We start from the raw sequence: 14,998 nt of genomic DNA, 5'->3' as shown, positions 1-14,998 counted from the left end.
CGCATCTCGATCAACTGCTGGAGTCCAGTATGACCGTAGCCGCGCCGACGAATGTCTGCATCATCATTGCCGCAAAGAACGCCGCCGACACGATCACCAGAGCGATCGCCTCCGCCCTTGCGGAACCCGAGGCTGCCGAAGTCATCGTCATTGACGATGGTTCGACCGATGACACTGCCCGCACGGCACGCGCCGCGGATGACGGAAGTGGCCGTTTGAACGTGGTCCGCTTCGACGAAAACCGCGGTCCCGCCGCCGCACGCAATCATGCGATCGCGATCTCGCAGTCCCCTCTTCTTGGCGTACTGGACGCCGATGACTTCTTTCTTCCGGGTCGGCTTCGTCAACTCCTTTCCGAGGGTGGCTGGGACTTCATTGCAGACAATATCGCGTTCATCGACGCCAGCGAGGCGGAAACCGCCCATGGTCGGATTGGCCGTTTCACGGCCAGTCCCCGTCTGCTCGATCTCGTCGGTTTCATCGAAGGCAATATCTCCCGGCGCGGCGTTCGCCGCGGCGAGATCGGCTTCCTCAAGCCGCTGATGCGGCGCTCGTTCCTCGACAGCCATCGGCTGCGCTACAAGGAAGACCTGCGCCTCGGTGAAGACTACGACCTCTACGCCCGGGCGCTTGCGAAGGGCGCCCGTTACAAGATCATCCACAGCTGCGGCTATGCCGCTGTCGTGCGAGGCAATTCACTCAGCGGCAGCCACCGCACGGCAGACCTGAGGCGCCTCTACGAGGCGGACCGGGCGATCCTCACCGAAGGCGCATTGAGCGCCGATGCCGCCACCGCCATCCGCCGCCATGAGCGCCACATCCGAGACCGCTACGAACTGCGGCACTTTCTCGACCTAAAGAACCATGCGGGCTACATGAGCGCGATAGGTTACGGACTCACAAATCCCGGTGCGCTGCCGGCGATCGTCGGCGGAATCCTTGCCGACAAGACAGAACGTTTTCGGCCCCGTGAATCCGTCGCGCCGGTCGCGCTCGGCGGCTCGGGCGCCATCCGCTATCTGCTTGACGCACCCATGACCGAACCGGGGAAATAGCCGAAGCTCACAGGTCTGCAGTGACTTGCGCGACGGCCTCCCCCGCTCCGCTCCAGGCGGCGGCGCCGGACGGATATCAGGATCGCGGCTTCCGTCGAGTAGTGTGCGAAAAGATTGGGCGCGACCGCTCTTGTAATCGTTCTGTGGAATTCCGACATCCGCGTCGACAGATTGCCTGTTCAGATGTCGGCGAGATCGCCTGACCTGCAGGCAGGCTTCGCGCTCGGAACGCTGACCACGGATGTACTGGCAGATAGAGCAGCGAAGGGGAAAAGGTCGGGGCGCCCCGGCCTTTTTTGTTGCCTGCAGGCCAAAAAAGGAACGCTTCTTGAGCCTTCGCGTTTATCGCGTAATGATATGGAGGTAAGTGGCATGAAAGGCATCATTCTCTGGCTAATGGGTGTTCCCCTGATCGTTATCGTTCTTCTTTACATGTTTGTCTTCTGAGAGCCTCGCCGACCGCTCGTACTGCGCATCTCGGCTCGCTGCCGCGGGCTTAATCAGCGGAAATGCGCCTCACACGACCATTCACCCCAAGTTTTGCAGGATGCGAACGGCAGGCTACCTGCGTTAGGCTGATAGCGACTGAGGCTGGATGGGACCTGGGCATGATCGGCATGGCCGCAACGGCGTTGGGCGACAGCCGTCCTTCGTCTCGCCCCCGAATGAAATCGAATTGCAACGTCGCCTCGTCTCCAGTAACGAAGGGGAAAATTAAGCTTTTCCTGGTTCTGCTGATGACGGCGAACAGTGCGCAAGCGGACGAGCCGATCATTGGTCAAGCGTCGGTTGTGGATGGCGACACCATTGAAGTCGCTGGCGAGCGGATCCAGTTGAGTGGCGTCGACGCACCGGAAGGCTGGCAAGTCTGCTTGGACGAGAAGGGCCTGGACTACCGATGCGGCGACGAAGCGGCTTCCGCGTTGGACGCGTTTCTGGCGGCTTCCCGCCCGACGCGTTGCGAACTCGTCAAGCGCGATCGTTATGGCCGCTTTGTCGGCACGTGCTTTCGCGCCGACGGCAAAGACGTGAACCGCTGGCTGGTCGAGACCGGTAATGCAATCGACCGGGCAGAGCACAGTAAGGGCGTCTATGCCGATGCGCAGGCGACCGCCCGTTCAGCCGGCGCCGGCATTTGGCGCAGTCAGTTCGGCCAGTTGTGTCCGGCACCGCCCGGGCGCGTGAACGGAAGGCCGACGTGTTGAAGGCAGCAAGCGAAATCGATGATCGTTGAAATCTGGATCTTATGCAGCATCGTGACCGCGGTCGTGGCCGCGCTCAGGGGCGGACACAGTCTCCGCTGGCTGCTGATTGGTTGTGTACTTGGCCCGATCGGCATCATCGTCGCGCTCTTGATGCCCACGCTGAAATCAAGAGACAGGGGAGTGGCCGAGAGCCGCGAAGACGACGCGGAGGAGGTCGCCGGCTCCCTGCTGGAGAACGAGACGCGAACCGTTTCTGCGAAGCACGACGACGAGTGACGCCGCAGATACTGTGTGGCGCCGTTTGTCCTTAAATCGGTTCGTGAAGAATCACGCCGCGGCCCCCCACCGAATATCCGAGCATGTTCAACGGCTTTGCCACTCGCCGATTCGCTCTTCCTGCGAACGCCAAAAACTGCCCAAACCTTGCCGCAATTCATCATGTCGCCGCTCCAGCGCCCGATTGGTCGTCCAAAAGCTCAATCGTTTGAAAAAATCATATTTCTGTAACTCAACTTTTGCTTGTCCCAAAGTTTTGCGGGGCACAATTTCTGCAACATGCGACGAAACCGAGCTTTTTCGTAGAACGGCGGCATGAGGCAGCTACCGCCGGTTTTCAACGGGTTCGCCGCTTAGGTGCAGTGCAGCACGGTCCGTTGCATTTTCCTTTTGCACCGCCATATTTTTTCTTCGCCGATGCCCTAGTTTATCTCCCGTGGGCTCAAGACTGCTCTGTTGAAACGGCTGCCGCCGAGGCGCTGCCAGATAGGGAGTGACTGACATCGTGGGTATGGACGCGAGTGTGTCGTCGCGGATCGATCTGATGCGCATCGTGCCGGTTTCCGGCATCGTGCGCGTCCCGTTTGATCAGCAGACGAACCTGTTCCGGGGCGCTTTCGGCTTGAGCGTCTGGACTCTCTGCGCCCATTCTCCGTTGCTCGTCCTGTTCTGGATGCTCTGGAACCGCAGCGGGCTGACCTACTACCCCCTCTTCTACTTCACGATGCCAGTCCTGGTGATCGTAATCCTGTTCGCTTCCCACAATCTCATGGGACGACTGGCACCCGACCTGCTCGGCGCCCTCTCGGGCAGCCGAGGAGGTACAGAGCGAATGGCCCTTCCGGCACAAGTTGGCGGACATGCGAGCTATTCGCCGCAACAAAGGTAATGACAATGATATCCGACTGTTATGCGCGCCTGCGCCACCTCACACTCGTCACGCTCCCGCTTGCGGGCCTCGCCGGAACGGCAGTCGCCCAGCCGGGCGCCAATGGCGCGTCCTTCATGGACGATTTCGACGGTTTGAACACCGGCTTCTGGTTTGTCTCGGACGGATGGAACAATGGCGCCCACCAGAACTGCACCTGGTCCAAGAAGCAGGTGAAGATAAACAACGGCATTCTGGAACTTACCTTCGAGCATCGAAAGGAAGGCGAGCGCAATTTCGCCTGCGGTGAAATTCAGAGCCGCAAGCGCTTCGGCTATGGCACATACGAGGCGCGGATCAAGACGGCCGACGGGTCTGGGCTGAATTCCGCCTTTTTCACTTACATCGGCCCGGCCGACAAGAAACCGCACGACGAAATCGACTTCGAAGTGCTCGGCAAGAATCCGGCGAAAGTCCAGGTCAATCAATATGTCTCGGCCAAGGGCGGCAACGAGTATCTTGCCGATGTTCCCGGCGGCGCCAACCAAGGTTTCAACGACTACGCTTTTATCTGGGAGAAGGATCGGATCCGCTACTTCGTCAACGGCGAACTGGTCCATGAGGTGACCGATCCGGCGAAGATCCCGTCGAACGCGCAGAAGATCTTCTTCAGCCTCTGGGGCACGGACACTCTTAGCGACTGGATGGGCACATTTTCCTACACGGAGCCCACGACCCTTCAGGTCGATCGCGTCGCCTTCACGGCCCTTGGCGAGGAGTGCCAGTTCGCCGAATCAGTCGCTTGCCGCATGGATTGAGCGGATCCTGAGCATTTGACCATCAATTGAGCATATCTCGCATTTTGTTGCGTTGCACAAAAAACTGAACTAAGCTCGGCTGGGGCTGAGCAGGGAAACGGATGTTTTCATGCTGCAGATACTTTATTTGGCGCAGGACCTTGCCGATCCTGCTGTACGCCGTCGGATTCTGACGCTTGTCGCGGGCGGGGCGAACGTGACGCTTGCCGGCTTTCGCCGGGACGCCAATTCGCTCGCCGCCATGCCTGGCATAGAACCTGTCGAACTGGGGATCACAGCCGACGGTCGCTTTGCGCAGCGTATCGGCGCGGTTGCCGCCGCCTGCCTTTCGCTGAAGAGCAAGCTGGCGAATGTCGGCAAACCCGACCTGATCATCGCACGCAATCTCGAGATGCTGGCCGTTGCCAAACGGGCCGTCACGATTTTCGGCGGCCAGGTGCCGATTGTCTACGAGTGCCTCGACATACACCGCCTGCTGCTGCGCAAGGATGTCGTCGGACGTGCGCTGCGTGCCACCGAGGCTCGTCTCGGACGCGATGCGCGCTGGCTGATAACCAGTTCGCCAGCCTTCATCGAACATTATTTCCGGCCGCTCTCGGGGGTCGATGCACCGGCACTGCTTCTCGAAAACAAAGTTCTCGAAATCGATGGTCCCGCGGATCGGATTGCTGATTCCGCGCAATGCCCGGTGCCTGGTCCTCCATGGAAGATCGGTTGGTTCGGGGCGTTACGCTGCGCCAAGTCTCTCGCGCTGCTTTCCGAGTTCTCCCGCAGGATGGAGGGCCGCTTCGAAATCGTTTTGCGGGGTAGACCCGCCTATTCCGAATTCGAGGATTTTGATGCGTTCGTCCGCAATGAGCCTTTCGTGAGCTTCGAGGGCGCCTATCGCAATCCGGAAGACCTCGCCGACATTTATGGCGACGTCCACTTCACATGGGCGATCGATTTCTTCGAGGAGGGCCAGAATTCCGCATGGCTGCTGCCGAACCGCCTCTATGAGGGATGCCGTTATGGACGGGTGCCGATCGCCATGAAGGGCACGGAGACGGCACGTTTCCTCTCGGTGCGCGGCATCGGAATGGTGCTGGAAGAGGTCACCGCAGAGAGCCTTGCGACGCTGATCGGATCGATGACACCAGATCGATACATCGAAGCGGCTAACGGCGTCGCCCAATGCAACCCGGGAACCTGGGTCTTCGACCGCACGGACTGCGAGGCATTGGTGCGGAGCCTCGCGGCGCTCGCAGTCGAAACGCCCCAAACAATACCGACCCCGGCCGTACCGGAGCCCCGCCACAATGAGGGGGGATTGCTATGAACCCGAAACGTTTGACCTCCAGCCTGATCGTCATCCCTTGCCTCAATGAGGCCGATCATATCGAAGGGCTGGTCGCAAAGTTGCGTCCGTCGCTGGAGCCGCTGAACGCAAAGATCGCGATCGTCGACGGCGGCAGCACCGACGGGACGCGCAAGATCGCGAGCCGTCTTGCCGCCGACGACGAGCGTGTCCTTTTCCTCGACAACCCGAAGCGCATACAGAGCGCCGCGATCAACCGCGCCGTTTCGGAACTTGGGTCCTCCTTCGACTACCTGATCCGCGTCGACGCGCACGGGAGCTACCCGGACGACTATTGCCAGCGTCTCGTCGAAGAGGCCGTGGCGACCGATGCCGATTCCGTGGTCGTGGCGATGCAGACCGTCGGCTTCAGCACCTTTCAGAAGGCAACCGCCTTTGCCCAGAATTCGAAGCTTGGCAACGGCGGCTCCAAACATCGGGCCGGCGCGGCTGGCCACTGGGTCGAACACGGGCACCACGCGCTCATGCGTATCGCGGCTTTCCAGGCGGTCGGAGGTTACGACGAGACCTTCAGCCACAATGAAGATGCCGAGCTGGATTACCGCTTGGCGAAAGCCGGGTACCGCATCTGGATGACCGACAAGACAAACATGGTCTACTACCCGCGCGCAAAGGTCGGTCCGCTCTTCCGGCAATATTTCGGTTACGGCCGCGGCCGTGCAAAGAACTTCCTCAAGCATCGCGCCATGCCCGGCTTGCGGCAGATACTGCCGCTGGCGGTCGCGCCGGTGGCGGTCGGGGCACTGCTTGCGGTCGTCAACTGGGTCGCCGCCATTCCGTTCGGCGTCTGGGCTCTCGCGTGCCTTGGTTATGGCGCATGGATGGCGCTCGGCCAGAGAAATCCCTATGGGCCGCTGGCTGCTGTCTCGGCAATGGTCATGCACCTCGCCTGGTCGGCCGGTTTCTGGCGCGAAGTTCTCGATTTGCGACGGTTTCGGGTGCACCCATGACCGCCGCAATCAACGAAACATCCGCGAAACCGATGCGGATCGATATCGCTGTTTGCACCTTTCGGCGGCCGGAGGTCGCCCAGACGCTCCGTTCACTCGCGGCAATCACGGTGCCCGATAGGGCTGTGATCCGTATCATCGTCGCAGACAATGACGTCGAACCGACCGCGAAGCCTCAGGTCGAGGCTCTCCGCCCGGAGATGCCCTTCGAGATTACCTATGTCCATTGCCCGGCGTCGAATATCTCGGTCGCGCGCAACGCCTGCCTGGACAGTAGCACGGGCGATTTTCTCGCCTTCATCGACGACGATGAGACCGCTTCGAAAGAGTGGTTGGCAGCCCTCGTGGAAGCGGCGCGGACCAGCGGTGCCGAGGCGGTCCTGGGCCCGGTCCGCGCGGCCTACGGCACGTCGGCGCCCGCCTGGATGCGTCGCGGCGACTTTCATTCGACGAAGCCGGTCTGGGTCGGCGGCGAAATTCGCACCGGCTACACCTGCAATGTTCTGCTGAACCTCGGGGCCCCGGCGGTGGCTGGCCGTCGCTTCAAGCTCGCACTCGGCAAGAGCGGCGGCGAGGACACCGACTTCTTCGCCGCGATGCATGACGCTGGAGGAGCGATCGCTTTCGCCCCGGGGGCCTGGGTTCACGAACCGGTGCCGGAAAAGCGGGCCTCGTTTTCGTGGCTTGCGAAGCGTCGCTTTCGCTCCGGCCAGACGCATGGCCGCCTGCTGTCGGAGAAATCGAACCGTTCACGGCAGCCCTGGAACCTCGCCCTGGCGTCGGCCAAATCGGCCTATTGCTCGCTGGCGACCCTGCTTTTCCTGCCCTCGCCGGTACATCGCTATCGTTTTGCGTTGCGCGCAATCATGCACGCCGGCGTCGTGAGCGGACTCCTGGGGCACAAGGAACTTGAACAATACGGAGCAACGGGGGTGACATCGCAATGAGCGGGTTCGTTCCGGACGTCACCTTCGTCGTGGCCGCCTACAACGCCGCCGACACCATCGTGCGCGCCGTCGAGAGTGCCCTTCTTCAGGAAGGCGTTACCGTCGAGGTGGTCGTCGTCGACGACCGTTCATCGGACGGGACGGTGGAGATCGTTTCGACAATCGCCGACCCGAGGGTGCGCCTGATCGCCCTCGAGCAAAATCGCGGCCCGGGCGGTGCCCGCAACGCAGGCTTGGCGGCAGCACGCGGCAAGTGGATCGCCGTGCTCGATTCGGACGACACCGTCAGGCCGGATCGGCTGGCGCGCATGATTGAGCGCGCCGAGAAGACGGCAGCACAGGTCGTCGTTGACAATCTCGATGTAGTCTCGCTCGACGGGCGGAGCGTCAGGATGTTTGCGGAGGCCGAACTCGCCCGGCAGCCGCTTTTGACGCTCCCCGCCTTCATCGAGTCGAATGTGATCTTCCGCTCGCAACACAACTTCGGCTACATGAAGCCCGTCTTCGAACGGCGCTTCCTCGAGGAGCATGATCTTCGTTTCGACGAGGCGCTTCGGATCGGCGAGGACTATATCCTGCTTGCCTCGGCGCTTGCCTCCGGCGGTCGTTGCGCCATCGAACCCTCGGCCGGCTACATCTATCACATCCGCGAGGGTTCCATCTCGCGGGTGCTCAAGCTCGACCATATCGATGCCATGATGTCCGCCGATGAAGCGTTCCTGCGTCGCTACCCTCTTGATATCCTGTCGGAGAGAATGCAGCGCAAGCGAACCCGCGGCTTCCACCAGGCGCGCTCGTTTCTCCTCCTCGTTGAGCAGTTGAAAAGCAGATCGTTGGCCGGCGCGCTGAAGGCTGCGCTCGCCGACCCGTTAGCGCTTCGGCATCTGCACATGCCGATCGTCGTACGACTGCGCCGCCTTGCGGCGCGCTCGGCAAACACCGCCCCCATGACGGCGGCGGCCGAACCACCCCCGCTGGGCGAGAGCCCTTACACAAGCAAAGGACGATAGAATGGACCGCATCAGGACCGTCAGGAAAGCAGTGATTCCCGTTGCCGGAAACGGAACCCGATTCCTTCCCGCGACGAAGGCCGTGCCGAAGGAAATGTTGACGATCGTCGATCGGCCCGTAGTTCAATACGCCGTGGACGAGGCCCGTCAGGCCGGCATCGAACACATCGTTTTCGTCACCAGCCGCAACAAGCAGGCGATCGAGGACCACTTCGACGATGCGCCGGAACTCATCTCGTCCCTGTCGCGCTCGGGCAAGAATGCGCAGATTTCCGAGCTTGAAAGCATGCTGCCGAAAGCCGGCTCCGTCAGTTTCACGCGCCAGCAGGCTCCGCTCGGCCTTGGCCACGCAGTGTGGTGCGCACGCGACCTTATCGGCGACGAGCCTTTCGCACTGCTACTTCCCGACATGGTCTCCTTCGGGGCGCGCGGCTGCATGGCCGGCCTGATGGATCTCTACCAGGAGGTCGGAGGCAATGTCGTCGCCGTCGAGCAATGCGCCCCCGAAGACGCCTCCAAATACGGCATCGTCGGCAAGGGCGGCACGGTGCGGCACGGCTTTGCGGTAACCGAGATGGTGGAAAAGCCCGCCACAGGCCAGGCTCCGTCGAACTACTATCTCAACGGGCGTTATATCCTCCAGCCCGAAATCTTTTCCATCCTCGCGCACCAGCAACGCGGCGCAGGCAACGAAATCCAGCTGACCGACGGGATGCTGAAGCTTTCGGCAAACCAGCCCTTCCACGCCCATCCCTACGAGGGCAGGACCTTCGATTGCGGTTCGAAGCAAGGCTTCATCGAGGCGAATGTCGCCTTCGCGCTGAACCGAACGGATATCGGCGACATGGTCTTCGAATCCGTTCGCGAGATCGTTTTGTCTCACGAAAGCCGCATCCGAGCGGCATAAGCAAATGTTTCCCGGCGGCTCCATGAGCCGCCGGCTCACGGACCGGAGAAAAAAATGAACAGAGCGGCCCCCATGAAACAGAGAAGTGTCCCCTTGAGCATCGTGCCCCGCGAGGAAGAATCCGACGGCTTCATCGATCTTGATCGGCTTCTGGCTATTGCCGTCCGCAGGGCCAAGCTGGTTGCGGCCTTTGTTGTCCTCTTCATCATGCTGGGTGTTGCCTACCTGTTGTTTGCGACGCCGACCTACACGTCCATGACGCAGATTCTGCTCGACGAAAATCTGTCGAAATTTGCCGAGGAAGAGCCGACTCCGGTAAACAGCCAGATGCTGGACACCCAGATCGCGAGCGCCGTGGAGATCCTGAAGTCCGGCGAGCTTGCCTTGCGGGTCGTCGACAAACTCAATCTCTCCGAGAACGCCACGATCATGAATCCGCCGCGTTCGCCGATGGCGTACGTCAAGGACTGGGTAAAGACAGCGACCGGCCTCTTTTCGTCCGGCCCCACGGTTTCGGAGGAGGCATTACGCAAGAATCGGCGACTGGCGGCAGCGGCGTTGATCCAGCAGGCCCTGACGGTCGAGCGCGTATCGCGAAGCTCCGTGGTGGCTCTCTCCTATAAGTCGAACGACCCCCAGCTTGCCGCAACGGTCGTGCGCGGTTATGCGCAAGCCTATCTTACCGATCAGTTGAACGCCAATTTCGAAGCGACGGAACGTGCTTCCGTCTGGCTGCAGGAACGCCTCACGGACTTGCGGCAGCGCTCTCTGGCGGCGGCACTCGAGGTTGAGCAGTTCAGAAGCGAAAACGGCCTGACGGCCGCACGCGGCGAGCTGATGTCCGAACAGCAATTGTCGGACCTCAACAGCCAGCTCATCGTCGCCCAGGCCGACACGGCCAGCGCCTCGGCGCGCTACAACCAGTTCAAGTCGATTGTCGACCAGGGGCCGGAGACCGCCGTCAACAACGCGACGATTTCTCCCAAAGAGGGAGACAACATGGTTATCCGCGATCTCAGGGCCCGCTATCTCGCTGTCGTGAAGCGCGAGCAGGAGGTCTCTCAGAACTTTGGCAAGGACCATCCGCAGGCTGTATCACTGAGGGCCGAGCAGGCCGACATGGGGCGGCAGATCTACCAGGAACTGCAGCAACTGACGGCAAGCTACAAGAACGAATACGAAGTCGCCCGCTCGCGCGAGCAGTCGTTGCGTGAAAGCATCGAAGGAGTCGTGGGGAAAAACACGAACGCCAACAAGTCACTGGTTCAGTTGAGGGATCTGGAGCAGAAAGCGGCGGCGCTGAAGACGCTTTACGAGTCCTATCTCGGCCGCTATGAGCAGGCAGCACAGCAACGCTCGTTCCCGATCGCCAAGGCTCGGGTCATCTCCGAAGCCGGCGTTCCCACAGCCCCCTCGAGCCCGAAGAAGACCCTGACGCTTGCTCTTTCCGCCGTGCTCGGCTTGATGGCCGGCGGCGCCTTCGCCGCCTTCCAGGAGTTCCGCGAGAGGACCTTCCGGCTCGAAGACGATGTGCGGGCAATCCTCGGTCACAAGTCGCTCGGTTATGTGCCGTTGATCGGCACACGGACGAAGAAGAGTGCGGAACTCGTACGCACGCGCTTTGCGTCCGACAGGCAACCGGACGTGATCGGCGAAGACTCAGTGGCCTTCCAGCGCTTGGCTCGCATGGTCCTCGAAGCGCCACAATCCTCTTTTGCCGAGACTTTCCGGAACGCCAAGCTTGCCTGCGATCACATGTTGCACGGCAACGATAGCCGCGTGATCGGGATCGTGTCCGCGGTTCCCGACGAGGGCAAGTCAGTCATCGCCGCAAACTTCGCGGCGCAGTTGGCCGCGAGCGGAAAGCGGACGCTCTTGATTGATGGCGATATCCGCAAGCCCGGCCTCACCCAGATGATCACGCCCGCCCCTCGCACCGGGCTCGTCGAGACGCTGATGGGTGAAGCCACCTGGCCCGCCGGCATCAAAGTCGACCAGCGCACCAAGCTTGCGATCTTCCCTGTCGGCGGCGGCGCATCCAACCATCAGCCCCATCAAAGTCACGAGCTACTCGCCTCGGCTGCCATGGCAAATCTGATCGAGAATGCGCGCAATGCGTTCGACTACGTGGTCGTCGACCTTGCGCCGATGGCGCCTGTCGTGGACGCAAAGGCCTTTGCTCCACTTGCAGATGGTTTCATCTTCGTCGTCGAATGGGGAAAAACGCCGTCTCGCCTGGTGCGCGACGTTCTGCATTCCGAGCCCCAGATCAATTCCAAGGTGCTCGGGGTCATCCTCAACAAGACCGACATGGATGAGCTTTCCAAGTACAGCGACTTCGGCGGCGTCGAGAAGTATCGACATCGTTACGGCAAATACTACGTCGAGCATTCGGTCAGCGGCGACCGGCCCGCGGCCTGAGCCGAGGCTGGCGTCCGCATCTGCCATCTAGCGCCGCGTGTCTCTCAGACACGCGGCGCTGCGCTTCATCGGTTGGAAGCAGCAAAATGATCTAACTCTTTGAAATTTTGCAATTCTGGACGAAAGCCCTTACGACGGCTTTCGATCGATCCTGAAGATCCACGCCAGCACCATCAGTGCAACCACGCCCGCCAAAATGGCGAGCGTCAGGAGATAGAACAGGAAATATTCGAAAAGACTCGGAACGAGCCGCAGTGCGCGACCCAACACCGTCGGTGACCGACGCCAATCCGGCAGTTCGTCCCGGTTGAAAGCTTCCAAACGACGAGCAAGGAACTGCATAAATCGCTGCCTTCGTGGAACCCGTCCATTAACCATGGACGAATACATGTTGCGTCGCAACAGTGGCGACACCGAGGCGGCGGCATTCGACCTTAGCTATGGTGTGCAGGATGCGGCTCGACTACGTCCCCGCGGATCCCCCCATCACCACCAGCGGTGGAAGTGGTGCACAGGCCCCCGCCCTTCGCCCACCGACAAGGCATTCGCTGCGGAAAGCGCCGCGTGCAGGTAGGCCTTCGCGTCGCGCACCGCGTCCACCAATGGCCGTCCGAGGGCGAGACCGGCAGCGATGGCCGCCGAAAGCGTGCAGCCCGTGCCGTGATCGTTGATCGTCTCGATCCTGTGGGCCGGGAGGCGGACAATCCTGTTGCCGTCAAAGAAGAGGTCGGTTGCCTCGCTGCCCTGCCGGTGGCCACCCTTGACCAGAACGGAACGGGCACCGGTCTTGAGAATGGCTTCGGCCTGCCGCGCCATCTCCGTCTCATCCTCGGCGATGGAACGGCCGGTCAGCAATGCGGCTTCCGGCAGGTTTGGCGTGGCGACCAGCGCCAGCGGCAAGAGTTCATCGACCAGCGCCGCCACGGCGTCCGGGCGCAGCAACTGGTCGCCGGAAGTCGCCACCATGACCGGATCGACAACGGCCTGCTTGTCGAAGCGGCGCAACCCGCCGGCAATGGCGGCGATTGTCTCCTGACGAGAGACCATGCCGATCTTGACGGCGGCGACGTCGAGATCGGAAAGGACCGCGTCGATCTGTGCCGTGACTATTTCCGATGAAAGGTCGGCAACGGCGGTGACGCCCTTCGTATTTTGCGCCGTCACGGCGGTGATGACGCTCGCGCCATAGACACCGAGAGCGGAGAAAGTCTTGAGGTCAGCCTGTATGCCGGCCCCACCGCCGGAATCGGAGCCGGCTATGGTCAGCGCGATTGCAGTCATCGGAGTTGCACCACGACAACAGATGGAAACGGAGGAAAGCGCATCTTGGTCGGTCTCCAGATTGGAAAATCACGGAGATCCAGGAAATCGCGAAGAAGTGGCTAGAGCGCCGCAAAGGCCCTGTTCCCGTTCCTACGCCGGCATGACCCGGATCAGGTTCAAAGGGTCCGGCTCACCGCCGTCTCAGCACCGCTCGGTGCTCCCCTCGGTATATTGGCATTGTATCGGACAGCGGCGCCTATCTGTCAACAAAGCCGCTTCACGCCAAGACCGACTGGTCGCGCACGACTGACGGTATCTCACTATGCCTTCTGGTGCGTGAAGGCTAACGATGCGCTGCGCCCGATCCGACGCAGGCGGTCGACGTCGAGACCGTCCCTCGCACTTGCCGACATGCCCGCCAACACCGCCGTCACATAGTCGGCGATCTCGTCCGCGCGGTCGGTCTCCCGGCGGGCGATGGCATCGCGCACCACCTGCCGGCTCTGACGCCAGAGCGCCTTTGCCATGTCGCAGGCGGCGGCATCGGTACCGCCACGCGCACCTTCGATGACCAGACAACCGGTTGCGCCTGGATCTGCGGTATAGGCAACCGCCGCCGCCTCGAACAAAGCCGCGAGCGCCTCGTCCAACGATTTTTCCGGCGCGAGCAGCCGCTCAAAGTCCAGCCCCTCCGTCTTCGCGTAGCGCTCCAGCGCACGCCCATAGAGATCGGCCTTGCTGCCGAACGCGGCATAGAAGCTCGGCGGATTGATCCCGAGGGCCCCCGTCAGGTCCGTGAGACTGACCGCGTCATACCCCCGCTGATGGAACATCGCCTGCGCCTTGCCAACGGCTTCGTCGACGTCAAAGGCACGGGGCCGACCGCGCGGTTTCGTCTTTTTTTTTGTATCAATCACTACAAAATTCCTTGCACTCACCTCCGATTACATTTATGTAGCGCTTACTACACTTTTTCTCAAGGAGAGAACCATGGCAAATTTCAATGGCAAGAAAGTCTTGGTCATCGGCGGCAGCCGGGGCATCGGTGCGGCAATCGTCCGGCGCTTCGCCGGTGATGGCGCGACCGTTGCCTTCACCTATGCTGGAGCGACTGAGGCGGCAAAGGCGCTGGCTTCGGAAACCGGCGCGGCTGCGATCCGGTCCGATGCCGCGGACCGGGACGCTGTCATCAACGTCGTCAAGGATCAAGGCGCGCTCGATGTACTTGTGGTGAACGCGGGAACCCTGGTGCTTGGCGATCCGCTTGAGGTGGATGCGGATGCGGTCGACCGGATGATCGACGTGAATGTGCGAGCGCCCTACCACGCGGCGGTCGAAGCCGCACGACAGATGCCCGAAGGCGGTCGCATCATCATCGTCGGCTCGGTAAACGGCGACCGAATGCCCTTCGCCGGCGGAGCGGCCTATGCACTGACAAAGTCAGCCGTGCAGGGCATGGCCCGCGGTCTCGCCCGAGATTTCGGCGCCAGGGGCATAACTGTCAATGTCATCCAGCCCGGACCGACGTCGACGGACATGAATCCGGAAGACGGCCCGATGAGCGACTTCATGCACAGCTTCATGGCGATCAAGCGCCACGGCCGCCCGGAGGAAGTCGCCGGCCTTGCGGCCTATCTCGCCGGCCCCGAAGCCGGTTTCACGACGGGAGCGCTCCATACCATCGACGGCGGCTTTGGCGCCTAACTCGCCGTCATGATCCGACCCCGTGCGGCGGTGGTAGCCGGCACGGGGTTGTGGCCTTTCGGCAATACATCCGGACACGCGCAAAACGGGCCCGCAATGCGGCCACGCCGTTGCGAAAGCTGCACATTTTGACGAATCCGGCCCTCCACGACAGATCGTGATTGGACTTCGGCACGCGCAAGAGTCACCTTTATAGCGGGCTGAATTCGGAACTGGG

Annotated in this window: 16 protein-coding genes and 1 riboswitch; of the genes, 13 read left to right on the top strand and 3 right to left on the bottom strand. The window is 61.5% G+C overall.

Annotation, left to right across the window (positions count from 1 at the left end):
• Positions 1-29: 29 nt before the first annotated feature.
• The 12 genes from QA637_RS23175 (at position 30) to QA637_RS23120 (ending at position 11,814) form a co-directional block, all read left to right on the top strand.
• Positions 30-1,055, top strand: coding sequence for a glycosyltransferase family 2 protein (locus QA637_RS23175; protein WP_283067171.1), 1,026 nt, complete (start codon positions 30-32; stop codon positions 1,053-1,055).
• Positions 1,056-1,169: 114 nt separating this feature from the next.
• Positions 1,170-1,502 carry a hypothetical protein gene (locus QA637_RS23170; RefSeq protein WP_153437211.1) on the top strand — a complete coding sequence of 111 codons (333 nt, stop codon included), beginning with the start codon at positions 1,170-1,172 and terminating at the stop codon, positions 1,500-1,502.
• Between the two features lie 290 nt (positions 1,503-1,792).
• A complete protein-coding gene (locus tag QA637_RS23165; RefSeq protein WP_283067309.1) occupies positions 1,793-2,260 on the top strand; it encodes a thermonuclease family protein in 468 nt (155 codons plus the stop codon).
• Between the two features lie 18 nt (positions 2,261-2,278).
• Positions 2,279-2,536, top strand: coding sequence for a hypothetical protein (locus tag QA637_RS23160; RefSeq protein ID WP_283067168.1), 258 nt, complete (start codon positions 2,279-2,281; stop codon positions 2,534-2,536).
• Between the two features lie 493 nt (positions 2,537-3,029).
• The gene (locus QA637_RS23155) at positions 3,030-3,425 is read left to right on the top strand and encodes a hypothetical protein (RefSeq protein ID WP_283067166.1); all 396 of its coding nucleotides are present in this window, start codon (positions 3,030-3,032) and stop codon (positions 3,423-3,425) included.
• A gap of 5 nt (positions 3,426-3,430) precedes the next feature.
• Positions 3,431-4,222: an endo-1,3-1,4-beta-glycanase ExoK gene (gene exoK, locus QA637_RS23150; protein WP_283067164.1), complete on the top strand. Its 792-nt coding sequence runs from the start codon at positions 3,431-3,433 to the stop codon at positions 4,220-4,222.
• Between the two features lie 109 nt (positions 4,223-4,331).
• A complete protein-coding gene (locus QA637_RS23145) occupies positions 4,332-5,540 on the top strand; it encodes a glycosyltransferase family protein (RefSeq protein WP_283067162.1) in 1,209 nt (402 codons plus the stop codon).
• Entirely contained in the window at positions 5,537-6,529 is a 993-nt protein-coding gene (locus QA637_RS23140; protein WP_153437216.1) for a glycosyltransferase family 2 protein, read from the top strand. The genes QA637_RS23145 and QA637_RS23140 overlap by 4 nt, the downstream gene beginning before the upstream one ends.
• A complete protein-coding gene (locus tag QA637_RS23135; protein ID WP_283067160.1) occupies positions 6,526-7,476 on the top strand; it encodes a glycosyltransferase family 2 protein in 951 nt (316 codons plus the stop codon). Before QA637_RS23140 ends, QA637_RS23135 begins: the two co-directional genes overlap by 4 nt.
• Complete coding sequence (locus tag QA637_RS23130) at positions 7,473-8,486, top strand: glycosyltransferase family 2 protein (protein WP_283067158.1); 1,014 nt, start codon at positions 7,473-7,475, stop codon at positions 8,484-8,486. Before QA637_RS23135 ends, QA637_RS23130 begins: the two co-directional genes overlap by 4 nt.
• 1 nt (position 8,487) lies before the next feature.
• Positions 8,488-9,393 (top strand): UTP--glucose-1-phosphate uridylyltransferase, encoded by a 906-nt coding sequence (locus QA637_RS23125; protein WP_283067156.1) that lies wholly within the window; start codon positions 8,488-8,490, stop codon positions 9,391-9,393.
• Positions 9,394-9,447: 54 nt separating this feature from the next.
• Positions 9,448-11,814 carry a polysaccharide biosynthesis tyrosine autokinase gene (locus QA637_RS23120; RefSeq protein WP_283067154.1) on the top strand — a complete coding sequence of 789 codons (2,367 nt, stop codon included), beginning with the start codon at positions 9,448-9,450 and terminating at the stop codon, positions 11,812-11,814.
• Positions 11,815-11,943: 129 nt separating this feature from the next.
• Here the strand turns inward: QA637_RS23120 and QA637_RS23115 are convergent, their stop codons facing one another.
• The 3 genes from QA637_RS23115 to QA637_RS23105 all read right to left on the bottom strand — a co-directional run bounded on the left by QA637_RS23115 (position 11,944) and on the right by QA637_RS23105 (position 13,991).
• Positions 11,944-12,156 carry a hypothetical protein gene (locus QA637_RS23115; protein ID WP_283067152.1) on the bottom strand — a complete coding sequence of 71 codons (213 nt, stop codon included), beginning with the start codon at positions 12,154-12,156 and terminating at the stop codon, positions 11,944-11,946.
• Positions 12,157-12,300: 144 nt separating this feature from the next.
• Positions 12,301-13,095 carry a bifunctional hydroxymethylpyrimidine kinase/phosphomethylpyrimidine kinase gene (gene thiD, locus QA637_RS23110; protein WP_283067150.1) on the bottom strand — a complete coding sequence of 265 codons (795 nt, stop codon included), beginning with the start codon at positions 13,093-13,095 and terminating at the stop codon, positions 12,301-12,303.
• A 112-nt stretch (positions 13,096-13,207) separates the two neighbouring features.
• Positions 13,208-13,311, bottom strand: a riboswitch (TPP riboswitch).
• A gap of 86 nt (positions 13,312-13,397) precedes the next feature.
• Complete coding sequence (locus QA637_RS23105; RefSeq protein ID WP_428843168.1) at positions 13,398-13,991, bottom strand: TetR/AcrR family transcriptional regulator; 594 nt, start codon at positions 13,989-13,991, stop codon at positions 13,398-13,400.
• Between the two features lie 76 nt (positions 13,992-14,067).
• On the opposite strand from QA637_RS23105, the gene bdcA reads away from it, so the two are divergent.
• Positions 14,068-14,781 (top strand): SDR family oxidoreductase, encoded by a 714-nt coding sequence (gene bdcA / locus QA637_RS23100; RefSeq protein ID WP_283067145.1) that lies wholly within the window; start codon positions 14,068-14,070, stop codon positions 14,779-14,781.
• The last annotated feature ends 217 nt before the right edge of the window (positions 14,782-14,998 follow it).

Source organism: Sinorhizobium terangae (assembly GCF_029714365.1).
Lineage (GTDB): Bacteria > Pseudomonadota > Alphaproteobacteria > Rhizobiales > Rhizobiaceae > Sinorhizobium > Sinorhizobium terangae.
This window is presented reverse-complemented; position numbering and strand designations above follow the sequence as displayed.

Excerpts from the sequence above, each read along its gene's own strand:
- QA637_RS23175 (WP_283067171.1), top strand. The coding sequence starts at position 30 with ATGACCGTAGCCGCGCCGACGAATGTCTGCATCATCATTGCCGCAAAG.
- QA637_RS23165 (WP_283067309.1), top strand. The coding sequence starts at position 1,793 with ATGACGGCGAACAGTGCGCAAGCGGACGAGCCGATCATTGGTCAAGCG.
- QA637_RS23160 (WP_283067168.1), top strand. The coding sequence starts at position 2,279 with ATGATCGTTGAAATCTGGATCTTATGCAGCATCGTGACCGCGGTCGTG.
- exoK (WP_283067164.1), top strand. The coding sequence starts at position 3,431 with ATGATATCCGACTGTTATGCGCGCCTGCGCCACCTCACACTCGTCACG.
- QA637_RS23145 (WP_283067162.1), top strand. The coding sequence starts at position 4,332 with ATGCTGCAGATACTTTATTTGGCGCAGGACCTTGCCGATCCTGCTGTA.
- QA637_RS23140 (WP_153437216.1), top strand. The coding sequence starts at position 5,537 with ATGAACCCGAAACGTTTGACCTCCAGCCTGATCGTCATCCCTTGCCTC.
- QA637_RS23135 (WP_283067160.1), top strand. The coding sequence starts at position 6,526 with ATGACCGCCGCAATCAACGAAACATCCGCGAAACCGATGCGGATCGAT.
- QA637_RS23130 (WP_283067158.1), top strand. The coding sequence starts at position 7,473 with ATGAGCGGGTTCGTTCCGGACGTCACCTTCGTCGTGGCCGCCTACAAC.
- QA637_RS23125 (WP_283067156.1), top strand. The coding sequence starts at position 8,488 with ATGGACCGCATCAGGACCGTCAGGAAAGCAGTGATTCCCGTTGCCGGA.
- QA637_RS23120 (WP_283067154.1), top strand. The coding sequence starts at position 9,448 with ATGAACAGAGCGGCCCCCATGAAACAGAGAAGTGTCCCCTTGAGCATC.
- QA637_RS23115 (WP_283067152.1), bottom strand. The coding sequence starts at position 12,156 with ATGCAGTTCCTTGCTCGTCGTTTGGAAGCTTTCAACCGGGACGAACTG.
- thiD (WP_283067150.1), bottom strand. The coding sequence starts at position 13,095 with ATGACTGCAATCGCGCTGACCATAGCCGGCTCCGATTCCGGCGGTGGG.
- bdcA (WP_283067145.1), top strand. The coding sequence starts at position 14,068 with ATGGCAAATTTCAATGGCAAGAAAGTCTTGGTCATCGGCGGCAGCCGG.